The organism is Fischerella sp. (assembly GCF_013388695.1).
GTDB lineage: Bacteria > Cyanobacteriota > Cyanobacteriia > Cyanobacteriales > Nostocaceae > PCC9605.
In genome coordinates, this window is record NZ_JACAEU010000143.1 from 38870 (window position 1) to 45145 (window position 6276).

The window sequence follows — 6276 nt, forward strand, 5'->3', positions numbered from 1 at the left end:
AAGGTGCAGCAATTTGTTTCTCAAATCACGCAGGTATTGATGTTGATGTATTCTTTGTAGAAGTGTGTTAGAAGTCAATGTAACCCATCCTCCCGTTACGATAATCTTCTATGGCTTGAATAATTTCTGCTTCGGTATTCATCACGAATGGACCGTAGCGAACAACTGGTTCGTTGAGTGGTACGCCAGCGATGAGCAGCACATCCAAGGGTGATTTCGCATCTAATGGATTGGCGATCGCCACTTCCTCACCATCTTGTGCAAATATTACCATCTGCCCATCTCCCACATGCTCATTATCTACACTAATACCGCTGCGCGGGGTCAAATATCAAAAATCCGTTTGATTCTGGGCTTTGAGTTTTTGTCCAAGCACACTGTCATCAATAGTGCTAGATAAATCATATATTTGATTAATCATATATTATAAAACTATATAAGAAGTAACAGAGAGAGCTTCCCCTAATTTAGTTTCGGAAAACCGTCTATGTCGCTAGCACATGCAATTTTGGGTCTTCTTCAGCAAGAAGAAAGGACGGGCTATGACCTAAAAATAAGCTGCTTTGATCGATGTATTGCTCACTTGTGGCCTGCCGATCAGGCACAGATTTACAGAACCCTCGATAAACTAGTTGAGCAGGGTTGGGTTACTTGCACCGTTAAGATTCAGCACGATCGCCCTAATCGCAAGGTTTACAGTCTGACTGAAGCAGGAAAAGCCGAATTAATCCGTTGGCTTCAATGTCCTCAGCCTTTGCCAACGATACGAGAACCGTTGCTCATGCAGTTATTTTTCGCAGCACAGTTACCTAATGAAGCCATCATTCAACTGCTAGAACAGCAGTTAGCTGCACATATTGAAAAGCTGACTGAGTGCGAAAAGATTGATTTACCAGCACTCGGCGATCGCTGTGCGAGTCGTGAGCAGATGATGCAAAGACTCGTACTAGAATTGGCGATCCGCAGAGAACAAACTTACATTGATTGGCTAAAGACAGCTATTAATGTCATTGGCGATGTTGACATTTAAGCAATTGCTTATGTACTATATCAATAGTTAAGCGTTTGCTTAAATATATGGTTAATTTGAATGAGTAGACCTGCTGCCAGTGCCGATGTTTTTGTGGCGATCGCAGATCCCACACGCAGGGCGATATTGGATCTGTTACGTACTGGTGAGCAACCAGTCAAACAACTGGCTGAGCCATTTGCTATGAGCTTGCCAGCTATTTCTCAACACTTACAGGTTCTTTGTGAAGCAGGCCTAGTACAAATGCGGAAAGCAGGGCGACAGCGCCTGTATCGGCTAAATCCGGAGCCACTGAAGCAAATATCTAACTGGATTGCTGATTACGAGCAATTCTGGCAAGAAAAACTAGATGCCCTAGGCAATTACTTGGAGGAAAATTCATGCTCCGAAACTTGAATATAGAAGCATTCTATCCCTATCCACCCCAGCGGGTTTGGCAAGTACTCACCAACCGTCAGGCGTTAGCAGCCTGGCTAATGGAAAACGACTTTGAGCCGCGTTTGGGGCATAAATTCCGATTTGTGCATTCAACATTGCCAGGGCTAGGAGAAAATATAGACTGTGAAGTGATTGAACTCGACGAGCCAAAACGGCTTGCCTTCACTTGGCAAGACAGTATGATGTGCCAGCCTTCAATTGTTACCTGGACACTTAAACCTGTAGATGGCGGTACTAAACTTCAACTTGAACATAAAGGATTGAGGCACGAACTTGTAGAGACGTTGCATGCAACGTCTCTACATCAATCAAGAAACCTTTCCCAACCGTGGCAAGGTAAATTCATGCATGAGTCTTCAACGGTAACGCAGACACTAGCACCGAGCGATCGCAACACTATATTCCCATCAATACCCAGCGGCAAGTATGAGACCTTAGATAGCCTCATTCTCAGTTCTTTTTTCAATGGTGGATGGGAATACAGACTGAATGAAAAACTGCCAAAAATTTTAGTAGCAAATTAAACTCACACATACCAAAACTCCGCGCCCCTCTGCGCTTTCCTCTGCGTACCTCTGCGTTTCAATACCAGCCTGAATAACAAAATGAACGACGCCAGTAAACAATTGCTTGCCTTGGCGCAAAAAAACGCAGCTACATACTTAGCTAATCCAAAAGTGAAAGCAATTGGAGTTGGTGGTTCTGTTGCTCGCGGACAAGCAGATTTTTCGTGAGTCTCCTGAAATTGCTGTTAGTCACTTAGGTGAACTGATTGAAGAAACATTTACTTTGGTAGAAAAGCATATGCCAGAGGTGGATACGACAGAAGCTTGGCAACATTACAAGCTTTGGTCAGACAAATTTTAAAACAACCGATTTCTATTTTTTGGAGATACCAGTTATGAACACTCCAACTCAACCCAGCATCCCAATTATTATTCAACCATCAGAAAGAGGCGAACGAGCATTAGATATTTATTCGCGCTTACTTGCAGAGCGAATTATCTTTTTGCGAGGCGAAGTTACCGACGAGACAGCTAACCTCATCGTTGCACAAATGCTATTTCTCGACGCCGAAGATCCAGAGCGAGATATCACATTGTATATCAATAGCCCTGGAGGTTCAGTGACAGCAGGAATGGCTATTTACGATGCTATGAACCAAATTCGTTCAGACGTGTGTACTGTATGTATCGGTACTGCTGCCTCAATGGGATCGTTCTTGCTTTCTTCTGGAACTAAGGGTAAAAGATATGCTTTACCTAATGCTCGGATTATGATTCATCAACCATCAGGAGGCGCTCAAGGAAAAGCATCTGATATTGAAATACAAGCCAAAGAAATTTTGTATTTCCGTCAATTAATCAACAGGATACTCGCTACTAATACTGGTCAATCAATAGAAAAGATTGAAATGGATTCAGAGCGCGATTTTTTCATGAGTGCTGAAGAAGCAAAAGAATACGGATTAATTGACAGTATCATCCTGAAAACATCTGCATCTCTTCAATCTGCAACCAATTCTGATATCAATAAACAGCAGTGGAATGGAAGATAAAATAAAGGATACCAACCATGAAAATTCTCATCATTGGCGGCACTAATTTTATTGGCCCCCCTGTAGTTCGTCACTTGATCGCAATGGGTCATGAAGTGAGTGTATTTCATCGGGGAAAAACTAAGGCAAACTTACCACCAGATGTGGATGACATTTTGGGCGATCGCTCTCAGCTTGTTGAAATGAAAAGCAAGTTTCAGCAGCTTTCACCCCAAGTCGTGGTAGATATGGTTGCTTATACAGAACAAGACGCACTCACGCTGATGAACACATTTGCAGGTATTGCCCAGCGTGTTGTTGCGATCGGTAGTATGGATGTGTATCGTGCCTATGGGGTGATTTTAGGCAAGGAATCTGAGGTTGTACCTGTACCACTTACTGAAGATTCGCCCCTACGCTCCTCATTGTATCCATTCCGGGAAATGCCAATTAGACCCCTTGATGCACCAGTAGATTATGAAAAGATTCTGGTGGAACGGGTAGTGATGGCAAACCCCGACTTACCCGGCACAATTGTACGCCTGCCAATGGTATACGGTGAAAACGATCCACTCAACCGCCTGTTTCCATACTTGCAAAGGATGGGCGATCGCCGTTCTGCGATCCTCTTGGAAGAGAGTATCGCTAGATGGCGTGGTTCCTACGGTTATGTGGAGAATATAGGCTATGCGATCGCCCTAGCAGCGACAAATGAACGCGCAGCCAATCGCATTTATCATGTTGCTGATGTAGAAGTACTTACTGAAGCTGAACGCGTTACCAGAGTCGGGAAAATTGCACAATGGCAAGGTAAAGTTGTTGTCGTACCCAAAAGCCAGTTACCACCAGAGTGGAAGTTACCCGTAAACACAGAACAAGATTGGCTTGTAGACTCAACTCGTATCCGTCAAGAGTTGGAATATGAGGAAATTGTTTCACTAGATGAAGCATTGCAACGAACCATTAATTGGCAGTGGAATCATTCACCCCAACAACCGCAGCAGTTTGCGGCACCGTGGTTGCTCGACTATGCCACAGAAGACGCGATTTTAACAAAAGTCGCATAACCACACCTAAAGGGACGGACACCACTACAGTTAACAAGATTAAAAGTGCTTAACATTTCGTTACGATAGAGGCATCAAGAGAAGTGAAAAAACTTCTCAAAGCTGAAAAATCGAAGGTAAACGACATGAATGGCACGATTCGCGTTGGCAACCTCTTTGGGATTCCCTTTTATATCCATCCGTCCTGGTTCTTTGTCTTAGGTTTGGTGACTTGGAGTTATAGCAATGGACTAGCGGCGCAATTTCCCCAATTAGGCGGGGGATTGGCTTTGCTACTAGGATTGATGACGGCGCTATTGTTATTTAGCTCTGTTGTTGCCCATGAATTAGGACACAGCTTTGTTGCCATTCGCCAGAAAATAGATGTCAAATCAATTACATTGTTTATATTTGGCGGGCTGGCAAGCTTAGAAAAAGAATCGGAAACCCCAGCTGAAGCTTTCTGGGTAGCGATCGCTGGCCCTTTAGTTAGTTTGGTGCTATTCGGTATATTTACAGCAATTGGTTTTGCCACTGCCGCATCTGGCCCATTAGCAGCGATTCTTGGTTTGCTAGCTTATATTAACTTGGCATTAGCGCTGTTTAACCTAATTCCAGGCTTGCCTTTGGATGGCGGAAATATACTGAAAGCAGCAGTATGGAAAATTACGGGTAATCCTTATAAAGGTGTGGTTTTTGCCAGCCGAGTTGGACAAATCTTTGGTTGGGTGGCGATCGCCTCTGGTTTACTTCCGCTACTATTCTTTGGCAGCTTTGCTAACTTCTGGAACTTGTTAATCGGTTTCTTTTTACTGCAAAATGCTGGTAATGCGGCTCAGTTTGCTAGAGTCCAAGAACAACTGCAAGGATTGACAGCAGCAGACGCAGTCACAGTTAATAGTCCGGTAGTATCTGCCAATCTTACCCTCAGAGAGTTTGCCGATGAGCAAATCTTAAATGGACAAAACTGGCGTCGGTTCTTAGTAACAGATGATAGCGGGCAATTACTGGGAGCAGTAAATGTTAATGACATCCGTTCCATCCCTACTGCACTGTGGTCAGAAACTCTAGTTAGGGAAATCATGCGACCAATCGAGGTGTCTAGCACTGTAAAATCCGATCAACCCTTGTTGGAAGTAGTACAGCTACTCGAAGGACAAAAATTATCTGCACTGCCTGTGATTCGCGACAATGGAGTACTGGTGGGAATCTTAGAAAAAGCTGCAATTATTAACCTACTCCAAAAAAGAGTGCAAACAAACCCTGCATAATGACCCGAAATTCCGAAACAAGAAGAATGAGGCAATGCTTAAGTAAGAACACTCAATATTAATCGACTATGCCCCCAATAGGGGGCTATTTTTTGGCTTGGCACCACAATGATGCATGTGGTAAGGTGCGATCGCCGCTCAACAGCAGCAATAAGTAGATTTTATCGGATATCGGGATTGCAAAGCTTGAAACTGCGTCTACCTAGTAAGTACATTCTGAAACGTTTATATCTCTCATCCACAAAGTTGTTGTGAGGAAATGTGGCGAGGTTTCTATGAATTGGATTAGAGAGTGCTTATTACCAAAGATGGAATACTTTTGTTATTTCACAATCTTCCTGCCAGGAATTTTGATATGTACAGTAGGGCTAACAAGTTATAGTTTTCTGGTAACTGAGGAATTTCTTCAACCTTATAGGCAACTCATAGAAAAATCTTTGAAAGTAGGCGCGGTTACTAGTGGTATTGGTCTCATCGGATTGACGGGTTCGGCTTTCTTAGCAGCGATGTATGATAAGGCAGTCGGTCACTCACAGCTAGAGTTCGAGGAACAGCACAGCTACAGAATCAAGAGTTCTTCTCCATACTCAAAATACTCAAAATGCCGAAACTGTAAATTCTACAGTGGCAAATATTTGTTGCCTTGTGCAGTGCATCCAGAATTAACAGTAGATTGTCCAGACTGGGAAGCACGCTGATAAATGGAGCGATCGCATACTGCACTATGCCGCCAGGGCGAACACATCTTAATTGCTAATAATATTTGGTAATTAAATTCAAAGGGACTCTGGTTTTTAGCCCAAAAAATTGTAAATAAAGTTAAGTAGATAGACAGAAATAAAGTAAAAATAGGGCGGGCGAGACGCCCACCCCACAAGAACAACAAATCTCTTGTGGGGTGGAGAGAAGTTGCCGGGGAGATGTTCTTTCCGGCAAACTTCGGGGCATCCTGCC

At 43.5% G+C, this 6276-nt stretch carries 10 protein-coding genes; 9 read left to right on the plus strand and 1 reads right to left on the minus strand.

Annotation, left to right across the window (positions count from 1 at the left end; genetic code table 11):
• Positions 1-67: 67 nt before the first annotated feature.
• Positions 68-328 (minus strand): pirin-like C-terminal cupin domain-containing protein, encoded by a 261-nt coding sequence (locus HXY43_RS19420; RefSeq protein WP_290886268.1) that lies wholly within the window; start codon positions 326-328, stop codon positions 68-70.
• A gap of 159 nt (positions 329-487) precedes the next feature.
• On the opposite strand from HXY43_RS19420, the gene HXY43_RS19425 reads away from it, so the two are divergent.
• The 9 genes from HXY43_RS19425 to HXY43_RS19465 all read left to right on the plus strand — a co-directional run bounded on the left by HXY43_RS19425 (position 488) and on the right by HXY43_RS19465 (position 6020).
• Positions 488-1030 (plus strand): PadR family transcriptional regulator, encoded by a 543-nt coding sequence (locus HXY43_RS19425; protein WP_290886271.1) that lies wholly within the window; start codon positions 488-490, stop codon positions 1028-1030.
• A 60-nt stretch (positions 1031-1090) separates the two neighbouring features.
• The gene (locus HXY43_RS19430) at positions 1091-1426 is read left to right on the plus strand and encodes a helix-turn-helix transcriptional regulator (protein WP_026734237.1); all 336 of its coding nucleotides are present in this window, start codon (positions 1091-1093) and stop codon (positions 1424-1426) included.
• Complete coding sequence (locus HXY43_RS19435) at positions 1411-1992, plus strand: SRPBCC domain-containing protein (RefSeq protein WP_290886276.1); 582 nt, start codon at positions 1411-1413, stop codon at positions 1990-1992. Before HXY43_RS19430 ends, HXY43_RS19435 begins: the two co-directional genes overlap by 16 nt.
• Before the next feature lie 81 nt (positions 1993-2073).
• Positions 2074-2202 (plus strand): hypothetical protein, encoded by a 129-nt coding sequence (locus HXY43_RS19440; protein WP_290886279.1) that lies wholly within the window; start codon positions 2074-2076, stop codon positions 2200-2202.
• Positions 2165-2335, plus strand: a complete 171-nt coding sequence (locus tag HXY43_RS19445) for a hypothetical protein (RefSeq protein ID WP_290886282.1) — start codon at positions 2165-2167, stop codon at positions 2333-2335. Before HXY43_RS19440 ends, HXY43_RS19445 begins: the two co-directional genes overlap by 38 nt.
• 34 nt (positions 2336-2369) lie before the next feature.
• Complete coding sequence (gene clpP / locus HXY43_RS19450) at positions 2370-3026, plus strand: ATP-dependent Clp endopeptidase proteolytic subunit ClpP (protein ID WP_290886285.1); 657 nt, start codon at positions 2370-2372, stop codon at positions 3024-3026.
• 17 nt (positions 3027-3043) lie between these two features.
• Entirely contained in the window at positions 3044-4072 is a 1029-nt protein-coding gene (locus HXY43_RS19455; RefSeq protein WP_290886288.1) for an NAD-dependent epimerase/dehydratase family protein, read from the plus strand.
• 125 nt (positions 4073-4197) lie between these two features.
• On the plus strand, positions 4198-5322 hold the full coding sequence (locus tag HXY43_RS19460) for a site-2 protease family protein (protein WP_290886297.1): 1125 nt from the start codon (positions 4198-4200) through the stop codon (positions 5320-5322).
• Between the two features lie 275 nt (positions 5323-5597).
• On the plus strand, positions 5598-6020 hold the full coding sequence (locus tag HXY43_RS19465; protein WP_290886291.1) for a hypothetical protein: 423 nt from the start codon (positions 5598-5600) through the stop codon (positions 6018-6020).
• Positions 6021-6276 lie beyond the last annotated feature (256 nt).